At 66.0% G+C, this 18,104-nt stretch carries 12 protein-coding genes; 3 read left to right on the top strand and 9 right to left on the bottom strand.

The features are described from left to right. Nucleotides 1-10 precede the first annotated feature (10 nt). A complete protein-coding gene (locus tag AC51GR_RS20870) occupies nucleotides 11-1,594 on the bottom strand; it encodes a carboxyl transferase domain-containing protein (protein ID WP_496326573.1) in 1,584 nt (527 codons plus the stop codon). Between the two features lie 413 nt (nucleotides 1,595-2,007). Here AC51GR_RS20870 and AC51GR_RS20865 point away from each other — a divergent pair, with 413 nt between their 5' ends. Beyond that, on the top strand, nucleotides 2,008-5,532 hold the full coding sequence (locus AC51GR_RS20865) for an indolepyruvate ferredoxin oxidoreductase family protein (RefSeq protein ID WP_496326572.1): 3,525 nt from the start codon (nucleotides 2,008-2,010) through the stop codon (nucleotides 5,530-5,532). A 107-nt stretch (nucleotides 5,533-5,639) separates the two neighbouring features. Here AC51GR_RS20865 and AC51GR_RS20860 read toward each other — a convergent pair whose 3' ends face one another. The 6 genes from AC51GR_RS20860 to sucC all read right to left on the bottom strand — a co-directional run bounded on the left by AC51GR_RS20860 (nucleotide 5,640) and on the right by sucC (nucleotide 10,262). Continuing rightward, nucleotides 5,640-6,275 carry an SACE_7040 family transcriptional regulator gene (locus tag AC51GR_RS20860; RefSeq protein ID WP_496326571.1) on the bottom strand — a complete coding sequence of 212 codons (636 nt, stop codon included), beginning with the start codon at nucleotides 6,273-6,275 and terminating at the stop codon, nucleotides 5,640-5,642. Nucleotides 6,276-6,382: 107 nt separating this feature from the next. Then, nucleotides 6,383-6,847 (bottom strand): RDD family protein, encoded by a 465-nt coding sequence (locus AC51GR_RS20855; protein ID WP_496326570.1) that lies wholly within the window; start codon nucleotides 6,845-6,847, stop codon nucleotides 6,383-6,385. Next, nucleotides 6,844-7,578 (bottom strand): hypothetical protein, encoded by a 735-nt coding sequence (locus tag AC51GR_RS20850; RefSeq protein ID WP_496326569.1) that lies wholly within the window; start codon nucleotides 7,576-7,578, stop codon nucleotides 6,844-6,846. The genes AC51GR_RS20855 and AC51GR_RS20850 overlap by 4 nt, the downstream gene beginning before the upstream one ends. Nucleotides 7,579-7,687: 109 nt before the next feature. After that, the gene (locus AC51GR_RS20845; RefSeq protein WP_496326568.1) at nucleotides 7,688-8,044 is read right to left on the bottom strand and encodes a cupin domain-containing protein; all 357 of its coding nucleotides are present in this window, start codon (nucleotides 8,042-8,044) and stop codon (nucleotides 7,688-7,690) included. 150 nt (nucleotides 8,045-8,194) lie between these two features. Beyond that, on the bottom strand, nucleotides 8,195-9,085 hold the full coding sequence (gene sucD, locus AC51GR_RS20840) for a succinate--CoA ligase subunit alpha (protein WP_496326567.1): 891 nt from the start codon (nucleotides 9,083-9,085) through the stop codon (nucleotides 8,195-8,197). Between the two features lie 13 nt (nucleotides 9,086-9,098). Next, nucleotides 9,099-10,262 carry an ADP-forming succinate--CoA ligase subunit beta gene (gene sucC, locus AC51GR_RS20835; protein WP_496326566.1) on the bottom strand — a complete coding sequence of 388 codons (1,164 nt, stop codon included), beginning with the start codon at nucleotides 10,260-10,262 and terminating at the stop codon, nucleotides 9,099-9,101. A gap of 383 nt (nucleotides 10,263-10,645) precedes the next feature. Here sucC and AC51GR_RS20830 point away from each other — a divergent pair, with 383 nt between their 5' ends. Next, entirely contained in the window at nucleotides 10,646-11,776 is a 1,131-nt protein-coding gene (locus AC51GR_RS20830) for a M23 family metallopeptidase (RefSeq protein WP_496326565.1), read from the top strand. 125 nt (nucleotides 11,777-11,901) lie between these two features. Here AC51GR_RS20830 and AC51GR_RS20825 read toward each other — a convergent pair whose 3' ends face one another. Further along, a complete protein-coding gene (locus AC51GR_RS20825; protein ID WP_496326564.1) occupies nucleotides 11,902-14,418 on the bottom strand; it encodes a UvrD-helicase domain-containing protein in 2,517 nt (838 codons plus the stop codon). A 244-nt stretch (nucleotides 14,419-14,662) separates the two neighbouring features. On the opposite strand from AC51GR_RS20825, the gene AC51GR_RS20820 reads away from it, so the two are divergent. Further along, nucleotides 14,663-16,276: a hypothetical protein gene (locus tag AC51GR_RS20820; RefSeq protein WP_496326563.1), complete on the top strand. Its 1,614-nt coding sequence runs from the start codon at nucleotides 14,663-14,665 to the stop codon at nucleotides 16,274-16,276. On the opposite strand, the gene AC51GR_RS20815 is transcribed toward AC51GR_RS20820, so the two are convergent. Continuing rightward, nucleotides 16,231-18,027 (bottom strand): hypothetical protein, encoded by a 1,797-nt coding sequence (locus tag AC51GR_RS20815; RefSeq protein ID WP_496326562.1) that lies wholly within the window; start codon nucleotides 18,025-18,027, stop codon nucleotides 16,231-16,233. The two genes, AC51GR_RS20820 and AC51GR_RS20815, sit on opposite strands and share 46 nt — an antisense overlap. Nucleotides 18,028-18,104: the final 77 nt, after the last annotated feature.

Genomic DNA, 18,104 nt, shown 5'->3' with positions numbered 1-18,104 from the left:
GTGGTGCCTCTCACATCCGGAAGACGCCGTAGGACACCGGCGCCAACGGCGCGCGGTGTGCGGAAGCCAACGCCAGCCCGAGTACGGTGCGGGTGTCGGCCGGGTCGATGACGCCGTCGTCCCACAACCGCGCGGTCGAGTAGTAGGCGTCGGACTGCTTTTCGAACTGTTCCCGGATCGGGGCCTTGAACGCCTCTTCGTCGGCCGGATCCCATTGCTCGCCGCCGCGTTCGATCTGGTTGCGGCGCACAGTTCCGAGCGTGTCGGCAGCCTGAGGTCCACCCATCACCGAGATCCGGGCATTGGGCCACATCCACAGGAAGCGAGGCGAATACGCCCGGCCACACATCGAGTAATTGCCGGCACCGAACGAGCCGCCGATGATCACGGTGAACTTGGGAACCCGGGCACAGGCCACCGCGGTGACCATCTTGGCACCGTTCTTGGCGATACCGCCCTGCTCGTACTCACGTCCGACCATGAAGCCGGTGATGTTCTGCAGGAACACCAGCGGGATCTTGCGCTTGTCGCACAGTTCGATGAAATGCGCTCCCTTGAGTGCACTTTCGCTGAACAGCACGCCGTTGTTGGCGATGATGCCGACCGGATGGCCGTGAATGTGGGCGAACGCGGTCACCAGCGTGGTGCCGTACCCCGACTTGAACTCGTTGTATTCACCACCGTCGACGACGGTCTCGATCACGGCACGCACGTCGTAGGGCGTGCGGGCGTCGGTCGGAACGATGTCGTAGAGGTCGCTCTGTGCGGCTTTGGGTTCCCGCACCGGCTGCACATCCCACTGCGGCGCCTCCTGGGGACCGAGCGTTGCCACGATGCGACGCACCCGCTCGAGCGCGTCTTCGTCGTTGTCGGCGAGATGGTCGGTCACGCCCGAGACCGTCGAGTGCATGAGTCCGCCGCCGAGGTCTTCGGCGCTGACGTCCTCGCCGGTCGCGGCCTTCACCAGCGGCGGACCGGCCAGGAAGATGGTGCCCTGGTCACGCACGATGACCGTCTCGTCACTCATCGCCGGCACGTATGCGCCACCGGCGGTCGAGGATCCCAGGACCGCCGAGATCTGGGCGATACCGGCGGCACTCATGTTGGCCTGGTTGTAGAAGATGCGACCGAAGTGGTCGCGATCGGGGAACACCTCGTCCTGCTCCAGCAGCATCGCGCCGCCTGAGTCCACCAGGTAGATGCAGGGCAGCCGGTTCGCGGCGGCGATCTCCTGAGCGCGCAGGTGCTTCTTGACCGTCACCGGGTAGTACGTGCCGCCCGAGACGGTGGCGTCGTTGGCGATGATCAGGCATTCCCGCCCGGCCACCCGGCCGATCCCGGCGATGACCCCGGAGGCCGGAGCCTTGCCGCCGTACATGCCTTCGGCGGCCAACGGCGCGATCTCGAGGAAGGGACTGCCGGCGTCGAGCAGGGTGTCGATGCGGTCGCGGGGCAGCAACTTGCCCCGGGACAGGTGACGCTCGCGGGCCTTGTCACCGCCGCCACGCGCGACGCGATCGAGCCGTTCGCGCAGTTCGGTCACGTTCTTTTCGTGCGCCTGCCGCCACTGGCCTGCGACTGCGGTTGTGGACACCTGCGCCCACCTTTCAGTTAGGAGCGATTAACTGAATTGGACGTTACGCGCTTCCGGGTCCAATTGTCACGTGTTTCGCCGCGGCGATGTCGCGGTTGCCCGCGTCGATCCCGCCCTCGAGCGTGCCAATCCAACCGCCGAGCGTGCCGAACCAACCGTCGAGCGGGCCAAAACCGACGGTTGAACCTCTCCGGCCGACGACCCCACCCCCGAGATCGGTCCCGCACCTCCACCGGAGCCGGAAACTTTGGCACGGTCAACGGCGGTTTCGGCACGCTCGGCGGTCGGTTCGGCACGGTCGACGGATGTGGGCGCGGTCACAGGTTGCAGTACGATCGGCTTACCGCACTGCATGTCCTCGTCCCACCACCCCCGGGGCGATCACAACGAAATAGAGAGCCGGGTAAACAGCCATGACCCTCGTCCAGCACGACCGCAGCGACGCTGCAGGTATCGAATCGTTTTCACTTGATGACCGGTACACCCGGGAGTCCGGGACCGTCTATCTCACCGGTATCCAAGCCCTGGTCCGCATGGTCCGAGACCGCGCCCGGCTCGACCGCCGCCAGAACCTTCACACCTCCTCGTTCATCTCCGGATACGAGGGTTCGCCGCTGGCCGGATACGACCTCGAGATCGCCCGCCGCGCGCAGTACCTCGACCCGTACGACATCGTCCACCGCCCCGGCCTGAACGAAGAACTCGCCGCAACCTCGGTGATGGGTTCGCAGTTGGCAGCCCAGGTCGGCACACTGGCCACCGGCACAGACGGCATCACGCGGGACGGTGTCGTGGGCTACTGGTACGGCAAGGCACCGGGTCTGGACCGCGCGACCGACGCACTGCGTCACGCCAACATCATCGGCACCCACGCCACCGGCGGAGCCGTGGCCCTGGTCGGCGACGATCCCGGCGCCAAGAGCTCCACCGTCCCGTGCGCCTCCGAGATGGCGCTGGCCGACCTCTACATGCCGATCCTCTACCCCGCCGACTCCCAGGACATCCTCGATCTCGGTGTCCACGCCGCCATCATGTCGCGGGTCTCCGGACTGTGGACGTCGTTCAAGATCTCCGCACATGTGGCCGACGGTGCCTCCACGGCCGACGTCCATCCCGATCGCATCCTGCCCATCTACGGCGACCTCGGCACCAGCCTCCACCTACCGAGCGGAAAACTGTTGGGCGCCAACCTGATGGAGCTCGAGCAGAATCAGCTGACGGTCCGGCTGCCACGCGCCGTCGAGTACGCGCGCATCAACCGACTCAACCGAATCGTGCAACGCAGCCCCGACGACCGGATCGGCATCGTCGCCGCCGGCAAGACATACATGGACGTCCGGGAGGCGTTGCGGCTCATCGGTATCACCGACGCCGACCTCTCACGACTCGGCATCCGAATCCTGAAGATGGGCATGGTCTATCCGTTCGAGCGCGAGATCATGGACGAGTTCATCTCCGGACTCGATGAGGTGATCGTCGTCGAGGAGAAGCGTGACTTCATCGAGACGATGATGCGCGACATCCTGTTCCGCCGCCCCGACGTCCCCGCGATCGTCGGCAAGACGCACGAAGACGGATCGACCCTGTTCTCCCGGTTCGGTGAACTCGACATCGATGCGGTCACCCGTGGCCTCGCCGGCCGGCTCGCCCGCCACCATCAGATCCCCCAAGCACAGAACTGGCTCGACACCACCGGCCGCAGCCGGGGACGCATCGAGCTCCCGCTGGCGGTCCGTACCCCCTACTTCTGCTCCGGATGCCCCCACAACAGCTCCACCAAGGTGGCCGATGACACTCTTGTCGGTGCCGGAATAGGCTGCCACGCAATGGTTTTGCTGATGGATCCGGACCAGGTCGGAGACGTCGCCGGCGTCACCCAGATGGGTGGTGAAGGCGCGCAGTGGCTCGGTATGGCCCCGTTTGTCAGCCAGCAACACTTCGTGCAGAACATCGGCGACGGCACGTTCATGCACTCGGGGTCGCTCGCCCTGCGATCGGCGGTCGCCTCCGGCGCGAACATCACCTACAAACTGCTGTTCAACGGCACGGTGGCGATGACCGGCGGCCAGGATCCGGTCGGTCAGATGACGCTGCCACAGATCGTGAATCTGCTGCAGGCCGAACGGGTCAGTCGAATCGTCGTCACCTCCGATGATCCGATCCGAACCCGCGCACTGCGGCTGCCCGCCGGGGTCGAGGTACGGCCGCGCGAGGAAATGATGGCCATCCAGCAAGAGTTGGCGGCCACCACCGGAGTCACCGTCCTCGTCCACGATCAGGCCTGCGCCGCGGAGAAGCGCCGTAAGCGCAAGCGCGGCAAGGCCCCCACCCCGACCCAGCGCGTGATGATCAACGAACGCATCTGTGAGGGTTGCGGTGACTGCGGCGAGAAGTCGAACTGCCTGTCGGTACATCCGGTCGACACCGAGTTCGGCCGCAAAACGCGGATCGATCAGAGTTCGTGCAACTTCGACTTCTCCTGCCTGAAGGGTGACTGCCCGTCCTTTGTCACGGTGACACCGTCCGGCAAGGAGAAGGTCCGCAACACCGTCGCCGACATCGGTTTTGACGCACTGCCCGAGCCCTTTTCGTCCACATCCATCGACAACGGATTCACGTTGCGCGTCACCGGAATCGGCGGTACCGGTGTCGTGACGGTCTCCCAGGTGATCGCCACCGCCGCCGTCCTCGACGGTCATGTCGCCCGGACCGTCGACATGACCGGCCTGGCACAAAAGGGCGGTGCGGTGGTCAGCGACGTCAAGGTCAGCGCCGGCGTGGTCGAGCAGGCCGCCAAGGTCGCCACCGGCGACTGCGAAATGTACCTGTGCTGCGACGGTCTGGTGGGCGTCGATCCCGCAAACCTCAAGGTCGCCTCCCCCGACAAGACCACCGCCGTGGTGTCGACCACCACGGTCCCCACCGGAGCCATGGTCATCGACACCTCGGTCTCCTATCCCGACCACGCCGTGATCGCGGACTCCATCAGCCACTCGGTGGCGCGCGCGATCTACCTCGACCCCGGAGCGTTGACACTCGACCTGTTCGGCGACGAGCAGTACGCGAACATGTTGATGGTCGGCGCCGCCTACCAATCCGGAGCGATGCCGATCTCCGCCGCCTCGATCGAACGTGCGGTGCAACTCAATGGGGTTGCGGTGGAACGCAATGTGCAGGCGTTCCGGCGCGGACGTCAAGTTGTGGCCGACCGGGACGCGGTCACCGCGGCCATCTCAGCCACGCATCCGGTCCCGTCCCCGTGGCAGCCGAGTGAGGACGCGGTGCGGTTGACCGCGCAGTTGACCGGCGTGCGACCCGCGGTGCGGCAGACCGTCCAACATCGCGTCGACGAACTCGTCGCATACCAAAGCCTCGCCTACGCAGCCGAGTACGTCTCGTTCGTCACCCACGTCGCGGAGCGCAGCGGTATCGACGACCTGACCGACGCGGTGGCACATAACCTCTTCAAGCTCATGGCGTACAAGGATGAATACGAGGTCGCCCGACTGACCCGTGATGCGGCGTTCGCCGCCGAGGTCGCCGACCAGTTCGGCGACGACGCCGAGGTCGCGGTCCGACTACATCCCCCGACCCTGCGGTCGATGGGTATGAAGAAGAAGATCGCCCTCGGCCGCCGGGCGGCACCGGCGCTCGCGGCGCTGGCCAAGGCAAAACGGCTGCGCGGCACCCGGTTCGACCCGTTCGGCCGGGCCACCGTCCGGACCACCGAGCGGGCGTTGATCGGGGAATACCGGGCGATGATCGACCGGGCACTGACCGGACTGGCCGACGGGACCATCACCCCGGACCACCGGCATGAGGTCGTCGCGCTCGCCGCGTTGCCGGACATGATCCGCGGCTACGAGAGCATCAAGCTGGCCAACGTCGACCGCTACCGGGAGGCCGTCGCCGATCGGACCGCCACCCTCGGCATCTGATCCGCGTCCCCGGCTCCCGAATTCGCGCCGCTTGCTCACGAACGCGCCGGTTGCAACCGGCGCACACGCAGGCAAGTGGCGCGAATTTCGGGAGGGCCAGGAGCTCGTCAGGGGCGGGCGGCGGTCAGCGCCGCCCGGGCCATCTGCGCCAACAGCCTCTGCTGGCGGGCGATCTCGAGTTCGGGTAACCGCGGGGACGAGTTGATCAGGCCGAAGGCGGCGTGCACGCGAGTTCGGCCCTCCTGCCGTGGGATCGACGGGTCGACCCGCACGAGAACGTCGGTCCACAGTTCGACGTACTGGCGCTGCAACCGCCGGACCTCACGGCTGGCCTCCGGCGTCAGGGACGACAGGTCGCGGTCCTGCACGCGGATCAATTCCGGTTCGGTGGTCGCGAAGTCGACGTGGAACTCGATCAGCCGATCCAACGCATCGGCGTCATCGGTGGATTCGTCCACCACCGCCTGCCCGCCGGCATGCAGGCGTTGCGAGATGGTGATCAGCATTTCCGCCAGGACGGCGTCCTTACCGGAGAAATGCCGGTACATCGCCGGACCACTGACACCGACCGCGGCGCCGATGTCCTCCAGTCGCACACCGGCAAAACCCCGTTCGGCCATCAGCCGGGCAGCCGCAGCGAGCAGTTCACGCCGGCGTGCGGCCTTCGCCAGTCCACGACGGGTCACCGGTGCCGGCGACGGGGAGCCCTCCGTCGCAGATGTCCCCTCGGTTGCAAAAGTCATGGTCTGTCGAGAGTACCGAGCTACACCCCTGCCACTGCAACGAATCGGTCTGTTCCACAGACTTCACATGACTGGTACGGGGTCCGGTGAGCCTGCACCCCGCCACCTCACCAGGCGTAGATGACCCGGCTGCGCAGCACCATGTCCTGAATCGACCGACGACGTCGGTCGACGGCCACCCAGGCCAATCCGATCGGAAAGAACGCGCAGAACGCCGCCCGCAGCAATGCGCGGGCCGGACCGAGTCGACTTCCGTTGCGACTGACCACTTCCAGCCCCATCGCCACCGAGCCGACGGTCCGCCCCGACACCGTCCAGCAGCCGGTCAGATAGATCAGCACCACCGAATACGACGCGATACCCGAGGCCACGATGTTGGGGTTCGGCGCGCTGAACGATCCGGTGGTCAGCAGCAGGTCCAGCAGCACGATGAAGAGATACATCATCCCCAGGATCACGACGACGACCAGGACGTCGATCGCGGATGCGGTGCCGCGGCTGACGATCCCCGCCGTTCGGGTGTCCAGTGCGTCCTTGCTGGTGTGATGCGGCGGGTGCGTCGCATCTGTCATGACTGACCGGCCGGCGACTCAGGCGACCCGCGGCGGTGCACATCGACGACGACTTCGGTGACCGCGGTGGTCGTCGGCGGTGCGAGCGCACCGTTGACCACACGCCCACCGTTATGGGGAGTCGGCTTGCGGCCCAGCAGTTTTCCGAAGACTCCCGCCACGACGTCGTCGGCACGCGCGCCCTGGACCCGCACGTCGTCCAGTACACCGTTGGTCAGGGTGGTGGTCGAATCCCGGACGATCGCCTCCAGGTCGACGCCGTCGATGACCTCGTTGGCCAGTCCGATCAGGTCGACGCGGGCGAGTATGGCGTCGATGTCGATCCGCGCCGCGATCAGGTCGATGTCGACGCCGTCCACCGCGCGATTGAGATCCACCGTCTCGATCACCGCGTCGATGTCGACGCGGCCCAGGATCGCGTCGATGTCGATGCGGGCGGCGATGCCGTCCAGATCGATCTCCGTGGCGATCTTGTCGAGATCGACATGATCGAGAACGAGTTCGGTCAGATCGACCTCGTCGACGAGTGCGGTGATCACCTCACGGATGAGAACTTTCAGAGCGGATCGGGTCAGCGCGATCGTGCCGTCGAGGACCTGTTCGCCCAAGGCGGTGGCCGAGACGGCTCCGCGCTCGAGCAACGGCCCGGCGACCGGGAGACGGACTGCCACACCGTAGAGTCCGCGGACTCCACGCACGACATTCGACGCTGTCGACGCACCAGTGACCATTGGCCTACCGCTCTCTTCGCCGCTGTGAAAGCCGGTGCCTTGCCCCCCTACCGCTCATAAAACGATACTCGACCTCGGTGTTCTGGCGACAGCATCGGACGAGCCGCGACTACGGCGCGCCTTTGAGGACGAGCAGGGTCGCAGCCGAGTCCTCCACGGCAACAAGCTTGTGCGTCACGCCCGCGGCCACCCGGACCGCCGTACCCGGTGAGAGTTGCACGCGCTCACCGGCCACCGAGAAGTCGATCAGGCCATGCTGACCGATCACCAGGATCTCCATCGTCGATCGGTGATCGTCGATCACCTGACCGGCCCGCAACGACAGGTGTACGACGTTCGCCCCGGCGAGCTTGGCCACGACGTCGATCTTCGGCCGGTCGGTACCGGAGTCGACCACCTCGTCGAGACCGGTGAGCACCGTGAATTCCACTGGCTGCCCTGGGTTTTCTGCCGGGACATCGGTCATGGATCAGCCTTCCGCGCGGGGTGTGGTGGAGCAGTTATTCGACACTACGTGTCCGACCCCACCCGGGGCGAGCACCAACCGCAAACGGCGATGGCGCCGACCGGGGAAACCCGGGTCGACGCCATCGCCGTCTAGAGCGCGGTGCGCTACTTACAGATTCTTGTACAGCTCGCGAGCCAGAGCAGCGGTCTCGGACGGCGTCTTGCCGACCTTGACGCCGGCCGCCTCGAGTGCATCCTTCTTGGCCTGCGCGGTGCCCGAGCTGCCCGAGACGATGGCGCCGGCGTGGCCCATGGTCTTGCCCTCGGGAGCGGTGAAGCCGGCAACGTAGCCGACAACCGGCTTCGTGACGTTGGCCTTGATGTAATCGGCCGCACGCTCTTCGGCGTCGCCACCGATCTCACCGATCATGACGATGATCTTGGTGTCGGGGTCCGCCTCGAACGCCGCGATGGCGTCGATGTGGGTGGTCCCGATGACCGGGTCGCCGCCGATGCCGATGGCGGTCGAGAAGCCGATCTCACGCAGCTCGAACATCATCTGGTAGGTCAGCGTGCCCGACTTCGACACGAGGCCGATCGGGCCCGAGCCGGCGATGTTGGCCGGGGTGATGCCGACCAGCGACTCACCCGGGGTGATGATGCCGGGGCAGTTGGGTCCGATGATCCGGGTCTTGTTGCCCTTGGACACGTTGTAGGCCCACGCGTATGCGCTGTCCTGCACCGGGATGCCCTCGGTGATGACGACCAGCAGCGGGATCTCGGCGTCGATGGCCTCGATGATCGCGTCCTTGGCGAACTTCGGCGGCACGAACGCGATCGACACGTCGGCGCCGGTCTTCTCGATGGCCTCGGCAACGGTGCCGAACACGGGCAGCTCCACGCCGCCGTCATGGCTGACGGTGGTGCCGGCCTTGCGGGCGTTGACGCCACCGACGACCTGGGTGCCTGCCTTGAGCATCAGAGCGGTGTGCTTGGTTCCCTCGCCACCGGTGATGCCCTGGACGATGACCTTGGAATCTTTGTTCAGAAAAATCGACATTGGTCTACTGCTCCTACTTGCTCGCCAGTTCGGCGGCCTTGTCGGCAGCCTCATCCATGGTTGCGACGACCGTCACCAGCGGGTGGTTGGCCTCGGCGAGGATGCGACGACCCTCTTCGACGTTGTTTCCGTCCAGGCGAACGACGAGCGGCTTGTTGGCCTCGTCGCCCAGGGTCTTCAGTGCGCCGACGATGCCGTTGGCAACTGCGTCACACGCGGTGATGCCGCCGAAGACGTTGACGAACACACTCTTGACCTGCGGGTCGTTCAGGATGACGTCCAGGCCGGCAGCCATGACCTCAGCCGAGGCGCCGCCGCCGATGTCCAGGAAGTTGGCCGGCTTGACGTTGTTGTGCTTCTCGCCCGCGTAGGCGACCACGTCGAGGGTCGACATGACCAGACCGGCACCGTTACCGATGATTCCGACCTCACCGTCGAGCTTGACGTAGTTGAGGTCGTTTTCCTTGGCCTTGAGTTCGAGCGGGTCGGTGGCGTCTTTGTCTTCGAACGCCTCGTGACCGGGCTGACGGAACGCAGCGTTCTCGTCGAGGGTGACCTTGCCGTCGAGGGCGAGGATCTCATCGGTCGGTGTACGCACGAGGGGGTTGACCTCGACCAGGAGTGCGTCTTCGTTGATGAAGACCTCCCAGAGCTTCTGGATCGTGACGGCCGCGGCATCGAGCACCTCGGCGGGCAGCTTGCCGGCTTCGGCGATCTCGCGAGCAAACGCGAGGTCGACACCCTTGACGGCGTCGACGGGGATCTTGGCCAGTGCGTCGGGGTTCTCTTCGGCGGTGACCTCGATCTCGACGCCACCCTCGACCGAGCACATGGCCAGGTAGGTGCGATTGGTGCGGTCCAGCAGGAAGGAGATGTAGTACTCCTCGGCGATGTCACTCGCCTCTGCGACCAGCAGTTTCTTGACAACATGGCCCTTGATGTCGAGGCCAAGGATGGCCTCTGCATTCGCAACGGCGGCGTCGACGTCGGCGGAGTACTTCACGCCGCCCGCTTTTCCGCGGCCGCCGACCTTCACCTGTGCCTTGACCATCACGGGCTTGCCGATTTCTTCGGCAATTTCACGTGCGCCGGCAACCGTGTCGGTAACACGTCCTGCCGAGGTCGGCACCTCGTGCTTGGCGAAGAGTTCCTTCGCCTGGTATTCGAAGAGATCCATTCAGCTCACCATCTCGTAGGTTTGTCCGCAGTTGGTGCCCGCGGACCATCGATGACTGTAACTCCGCGGCAAACGCCGCCGGCCACTGCTACCGCCGCTTGTGCCTCAGATCACGTACTGATTGTTCACTCTGCAAATAGTTGAGGGATTCGTCCGCGACCAGCAGGGAGGCATATCGACAAAGCGTACGCAATTACGTGATCCAGGTCACAATCGGGCCCCCAAATCGGCGAGCGGTTGCGGCGATCGCAATCGTTTCGTTACCGTCGCTAGGTCAGAAGGTCACGGATTTGTCTCAGTAAACTTTCCGTGCAGTGCGGTGGAACTACCTCGGACTGGTTCTGTACAAGCTAGGAAGGCTCAATCAGTTGGACGCTCGTGAAATGAACACCGGAAACGGCGCAGGTAGGCGCGCCTCGGCCGGAACTCTAGACGAGCAACGCCCTGATGCTTTACGCGACGACGAGATCACCAACATCATCCCGGTCGACGACTTCGGTCTCGTGCAGTACGCAGACGGACCCCTGAGCCAGTGGCGTAACGATTCGACCGCAGCACCCCGCGCGAGCCGTCAGTCCACCGGAACCCGCCGTTTCGACCGCGACGCCTACGACCAGCCCCGCCAGGCCGAGGTGACGCAAGACATCGTTGTCGCCGACATCGAGTTCGACGAGATCGTCCACGAACATCCCTTCGAGGTTCGTGGCGCCGAATTCGACGACTTCGCCCCGTTGGGCGATGCTCCCGAGTGGTCTCCACAGAAGCAGCGTTCCCCGGTTCGCTCCGGTGGTAAACATCGCGTCGCCGCACCGCCGCAGGCACTGAAGGGGCGCGCCGCGCTCCTGGCAGTCGCCGCCGGTGCCGCAATGGCAGCAGCAACCGGATCGTTCGCCCAGCAATCCGACGAGGCCGCACCCACCACGACCGCGAAGGCCGCCACACCGACTCCGGCGGCTTTGGTCAGCACCGGCAGCGCCCCAGCGGCCGCGGTGGCCACCGCACCGGTACCGGTCAACATGGACACCTTTACGGCCCAGCTGGCCACCGGCCAGGCGATTGCCGACGAGAGGATCGCCGCGGAGATCGCAGCGCGTCGTCCGACAATCGTCTCCCCGATCGATCTCGGCGCCTACGACTTCACCTCCGCGTACGCCAGTCGGTGGGGAACATTCCACGGCGGCATCGACATGGCCGCGCCCCTGGGCACGGCCATCCACGCTGTCACCGACGGCGTTGTGATCGCGGCCGGCCCGGCAGCCGGATACGGCAACTGGGTCCAGATCCAGGCGCCCGACGGCACCGTCACGATGTACGGCCACATGTCCGCCAGCGGCGTGCACGTGCAAAAAGGCCAGACCGTGATGGCAGGCGACATCATCGCCGAGGTCGGCAACGAGGGCTTCTCCACCGGACCCCACCTCCACTTCGAGGTCTGGAAGAACGGCAACACCAAGATCGACCCGACGCCGTGGCTCGCAGCGCACGGCGTGCAGCTCTCCGGCTACGCCAGCTGACCCGAACCCTTTGCCCGCGCAGGCTTTTCAGGCCTGCGCAAGCACTGCAACACCGGTAGACAACAGGAAAGCCTGCATCGATTCGATGCAGGCTTTACCTGTCGGGTGGTGCGGAGCCGGTCGGCTCAGAGCTTTTCCACGGGCAATCCGCCGAGCGACATCAGTGTGATCTGGCCGGCGCTGCCGAAGTCGAACTTGACCCTTTCGGTGGGACCGGAGCCTTCCTTGGCGACCACCTTGCCCATGCCGTACTTGGCATGGGTGACCCGGTCCCCCACCTCGACGTGGACCTGCTTGTTGCGACCGCGGGTGGGTGAGCCGAACGATTCGCGGCGCCGCGAACCGGACTCGCCCGATCCACCGAAACGCCCGTCGCCGAAACCGCGGCCGTTGTCGCCGTAGTCACGGGTGCCATCACTGAGCCCACGCCCCATGCCGCGCTTCGGTTCGGTTCGCCGCCAGTCGATGAGATGCTGCGGAATCTCTTGCAGGAAGCGAGATTCCGGATTCTGCATGGGCGTGCCCCAGGCCGAGCGAACCATCGCCCGGCTCAGGTAGAGGCGCTTGCGGGCACGGGTGATGCCCACGTAGGCCAGTCGGCGTTCCTCCGACAGCTCGGCCGGATCACCCAGGGCCCGCATATGCGGGAACTGCCCGTCCTCCCAGCCGGTCACGAAGACCACCGGAAACTCGAGCCCCTTGGCGGTGTGCAGGGTCATCAACGTGACCACACCGTCTTCGTCGTCGGGTACCTGGTCGGCATCTGCCACCAACGCGACCCGCTCCAAAAATGCTGCCAGAGAACCCGGTTCGGGCTCGCCCGGATCCGGTTCGAGATCAGGATCGGTCGGCTCGGCAGGCAGGACGCCGTCAGCGGCCTCACCGATCTGGGTTTCGGGCACCCGGGCCGCGGCGACCTCTGCAGCTTCGGCGCTGAACTCCCTTGCCACCGAGATCAATTCGTTGATGTTGTCGAGGCGGGCACCGTCTTGCGGATCCGACGAACCTTCGAGTTCATAGCGGTAGCCCGTCCGCTCGACGATCGCATCCACCAGCTCGCCGATGTCACCGGCCTCGCTGCCGGCATCCATCTCGGCGATGTCCGCGGCGTCGGATCCGGCCTCGCCGAAGTTCGACAGGAAATCTTTGCGCAGACCCTCGATGAGTTCGACGAACGACGAGATCTGTTTGACCGCGCGGGTTCCGAGCAACGGGACCTTGCCCTCGGAACCGTCGATCAACGCCTGGTAGAAGCTGACCCCGGTGTTCTCCGAGTGCACCGCGACACAGGCCTCGGCACGATCACCGATCCCCCGTCGCGGGGTGTTCAAGATGCGGCGCAAACTCACCGTGTCGTCCGGGTTGGCCACCGTCCGCAGGTACGCGACGATGTCGCGGACCTCTTTGCGCTCGTAGAAGCGAACCCCACCGACCACCTTGTACGGGATGCCCAGCCGGATGAACACCTCTTCCAACGCACGTGAGGCGGTGTTGGTGCGGTAGAAGGCGGCGATCTGGGAGTAGTTGAACTCCCCGGAATCGGTGAGCGCGTCGATCTCGCGGGCGATGAACTGGGCCTCGTCGTGCTCATTGTCGGCGACGTAGCCGACGATGAGTTCACCGTCGCCGGAGTCTGTCCACAGCTTCTTCTCGCGGCGACCGACGTTGCGGGAGATGACGGCGTTGGCCGCTGACAGGATCGTCTGGGTGGAACGGTAATTCTGTTCCAGGAGAATCGTTTCGGTGTTCGGGAAGTCGCGTTCGAACTCCTCGATGTTGCGGATCGTCGCACCCCGGAAGGCGTAGATCGACTGGTCGGCATCACCGACCACGCACAACTCTGCCGGCGTCACGTTGCCGATGGCCCCGGTACCGACCAGTTCGCGGACGAGAATGTACTGCGCGTGGTTGGTGTCCTGGTATTCGTCGACCAGGACGTGCCGGAACCGGCGCCGGTAATACTCGGCGACCTCAGGGAATGCCTGCAGCAAACCGACGGTCTCACCGATCAGGTCGTCGAAGTCGAACGCGTTCGCCGAGCGCAGTCGCTGCTGATACTGCCGATAGATCTGGGCGATCGTCTTCGCGGCGGGTTCGCTGCCCTGTTCCGCTGCGGCCATCGCCTCATCGGGGTCGACGAGTTCGTTCTTGAAGTTGGAGATCGAGATGCCGACCCCACGCGGGCTGAACTTCTTGGGGTCCAGGTCCAGATCCCGCACGATCATGCCCAGCAGCCGCCGCGAGTCGTCCGCGTCGTAGATGGAGAAGTTCGAGTTCATCCCGCTCAGCAGAGACGCCTGGGCCCGCAGGATGCGGACACACGTCGAGTGGAACGTACTGACCCACATGCGTTGCCCACGCGGACCGACCAGGTCGACAACCCGCTCCCGCATCTCGGCCGCTGCCTTGTTGGTGAAGGTGATCGCCAGGATCTGACCTGGACTGACGTCACGTTCGGCGAGCAGATAGGCGATTCGCCGGGTGAGCACGGCGGTCTTGCCCGACCCGGCCCCGGCCACGATCAGCAGTGGCGAACCGGCATGCAGGACCGCGGCCCGCTGCTGGGTGTTGAGCCCGTCGAGCAATTCTTGGGCACGCCGCGATTCGGCGCGGGCGTCCTCGTGCAGGTTTCCAGTGGCCATGCCCGGCAGCGACGGGTGGGGAGCAGCGCTTTTCATCGTGTCCCAAAAGTACCCGCTCGCACCGACAGCTCACGACTCCGCCGGGTCCGCCGTGGGTTCGGTAACATCATCGCCACTCGAGCTCGGGCCACGATTGGTACGCATGTGCCACGTGGGCCATTCGGTGGGCGATGCGGCGGTGTGGGACCCGCACCACGGCTGCCGGGACTGCAGCCGGACAAACGATCGGGTGGGGGGCACCACGTTGAAGAGCACTGCAATTCCCAAGGTCGCGCTGGGCATCGCCGTGGTGGCACTGATCGCGGTCGTCGTGGCGATGTTCATCCCGCGCGCCACCGGCGGGACCGGTGTGGCGCCCCCGTCGATTCTGGCCGAGAAGCAGCTCGAGGCGATCGCGGTGGAGTTCGCGAACCGGCCCGGCGCCACGTACTCGGGCACGGTCACCTCCGGCACCGACAAGATCAACCTCGTCGATGTCGAGGTGACCGCGGGTGGTGACGTCCGCGGCACGATCAAGGTCGGGGGCGAAACGGCCGACATCATCGGCGTGAACGGTCAGACGTACGCACAGGGTTCGGCGGACTTCTGGAAGAGCCATCTGGAGAAGCCGAAGATGAACTATGCGGCGGTCGCCGCCGATTGGGCGGCCCTCGACCCGGCGACATTCCCCGACCTCGGCTCACTCCTGGCACCGCCCGCACTCGGCCTGGCCCTGACCGCCGACGATGCATCGCTGGACATGACCGCCAAGGGACGGGCCACCGGTGTGGTCGGGACACCCGATGGGCGCTTCACACCCGGGACACTCCCCGACGTCGTCCTCGACGAGGACGGCACGATCACCGCAGGCGGCGCCCTGCGCACCACGACCGTCACCGACACCATCGACCTGTCGACCGTTGCCGGTCCGCTGGATCAGCCGGGCGGCTCGGTCGTCGAGGTCGTCGAGGTCGACCTGTCGGTCGAACCCCTCGGCACCGACGAGGTCGGCGGGATCTACGAGGCAATCGAGGAGCAGGCCGCGACACTCACCCACATCCCGGCGCCCTATCTGAACCCGAACCTCGACGCCAGCGGCTTCCGCCTCGCGGTGTTCCCGGCGCCGTGCACCCCGCCGGTCTGCGAGTACATCGTCACCTATGTCGCAACGACGCCCGGCACCACTGCTCCGGGGTCCATCACCATCGTCGGCGACATGACTCTCAGACTCAACGACCGGCCGGTGGGCGGTACGTGCACCCGTACGGTTGTCATCCCGCTCAACGGTCGGGGTGAGACGCGGTGCCCGTTCCAGGTCGGAGCCGGCGAGGACGGCACGCTCAAGGGTGACGTGGCCTATGTCTTTCACCACCTACCTCGATCAGGACGCCTCCGTCCTGACCCGCGCGCTCACCGCCAACAAACGGGTCTCCACCGCCGAGCCGTCCGGCGTCTGGAGCCGGGACGGATTCAAGGGCACGCCGCAGAGCCGCGACTACAACCAGCAGATCACCGGCATCAACTCCACGTTCACCTACGTCGTCGGCGGGCAGGCCTTCGACGGCCGGGCACCGGATGGCACGCTGCTCACGACGTTCGGTCCGGGCTACTCCGGCAACATCGGCAGCGACGGCGCATTGAGCAGCAGCTGGGCAGGTACCGAGGCGATGATCGTCGCTGCAAAGGCCCAGACCGCCGCCGCGGAGAGGACCCCGGTCCGGTGGGTGTTCGCCGAATCCGACGCCGCCGACGCCACGATGCGAACACTCGACGAAGCCGGGATCAGCGACATCGAGGTCGTCACCGTGCCGGCGGTCTGATCTCGCCGGCGGTTCAGGGGACCCGGACCAGTTCGCCGACCCGGCCCTGGCCGATGTGAAGGCCCAGTCCCGGCGTCAGCGGTCGCACCCGGATCTGGTCCCCACCCCCGTCCAGCTGGAGATACACCGTGTTCAGTCCGGCCTTGACCGGCGCGGTCACCGGATCGCCGTCGGCCAGACCGACCTCGATCTGCCCGTCCGAGGTCGCGCAGTACGGCAGCGCCACCTTCCACGACCAGACCAGCAGCGGTCCGTCGAGCTGCAGACCGGTGGGACCGGTCACCTCCGGGTCGGCGCAGTCCCCTTCCCCGGCAGCGCTGGTACGGATCGGCGTGATGTCCGCCGGGGTCAGGCGTCCGGCGTCGTCGAGGACCTGCAACGTGTCCGTCGGAGCATCGAATTCGGGCCGGTCCGACAGCCCGCCGAAGACCTTGCTGACGGTGTTGTACGGCTTGACCAGCGGTAGCAGGACCAGGATCGGGACCTGGTGGTCGAACATCGGGGTGTCGCGGGCCTGCGCCAGCGACGTGCGCGCGTTGGCGAGGTAGTCGCCGGTCGGGTCGGTCTGCCATTCCTTCGAGAACTGGTGGGTGGCGAACAGCGAACTGACGATGAACGCCCCGGTCGCGGCCACCGCGACCGGGCGCAACCACCGCCGATGACCGGCCGCGACATCCCGGTTGCGTACCGGCGCCACCAGTGTCAACGCCATCGCCATGGTGATGACCAAGGCGCTGTCGGGCAGATACCGGAGAGTCTGGGCCAACTCGACGGTGGTGTGGTCGCCGGTCCGGTTCCAGATGATCGGTATCTGCAACACGACCACGTAACCGGCCACGGCGGCCAGGATCCAGCCGACCCGGCGGCGGGTGTACAGGACGTAGCCGACCGCCGCCGACACCAGAAGCCAAGCGACGACGTTCAGTGGTAGGCCGACCGATCCGAACGGCGGACTCGGCAGCCAGCGTTCCCAGTCCCACGGACCACCGAGCATCCCGGGGATGAGGCCGGCATTGATCGAGCGCCACGTGATGTTCAATGCCTGCGACACCGAGTGGCCGTCGGGGTCCACCGGCACCACGATCAGATAAAGACCCAGCCAGGCCGCAGCTGTCGCGCCCAGCCCGATCCAGAGCTCCCGCGCCGATATCCAGGCGGTGCGCACCGCCTGGCCCGCGGTGACGGCGGGACCGGACAGCAGGCACCACAACACCGCCACCGCCATGGCCACCGGCACGATGAGCACCGATTTCTCGAAGAACGCCAGACCGATCACAAATGCCACCAGCGCCCGGCCGATCGCCAACCGCCGGTTCACGACCCGCCCGCGACACAGCTGCACCACCTCGGCCACGACCACGGCCATCGCGATCTGCATCGGCAGCGCATTCAGGCCCGCCGACCACCACGTATATGCCGGCACGGTCAGCGGGGTGAAGAGATAGAACGCCAACGGGACCAGGATGGCCGGACGCAGCCGTCCCGCGATCACGATCAGCATCCGCAGCACGGCCAGGGACGCCAGCACCTGCAGGATCACCAGTGTGAGCGCCGGGACCGCCCAGTTCAGCGGCGCCAGATCGGTGCTGATGCCCGCGACGAGGAATGCCCCCGGCATCAGGTGTCCGTCGTGGCCGTACATCAGGTATTCCCAGGAGAAGGTCGAGTGCTCCGAGGCCCGGCCGATGAGGATCAGGTCGTCCCAGTAGAAGTTGCCGCCCGCGACCAGCGCGATCCGCACCACCACCTGGATGAGGATCAATGCCGACGCGATCCAGAGCACCGTCGCACCCCGAGATGTCGCCCGCACCGGGTGTCCCGGTTCTGGCGATGAGGAGAGCAGCGGAGACGAAGCCGAAGGCGAAGCTCGACCAACCCATTTCCCGG

It is taken from the genome of Williamsia sp. z71 (genome assembly GCF_059553375.1).
Note: the sequence above shows the minus strand (reverse complement) of the source record. Positions and strands in the feature narration are given on the sequence as shown.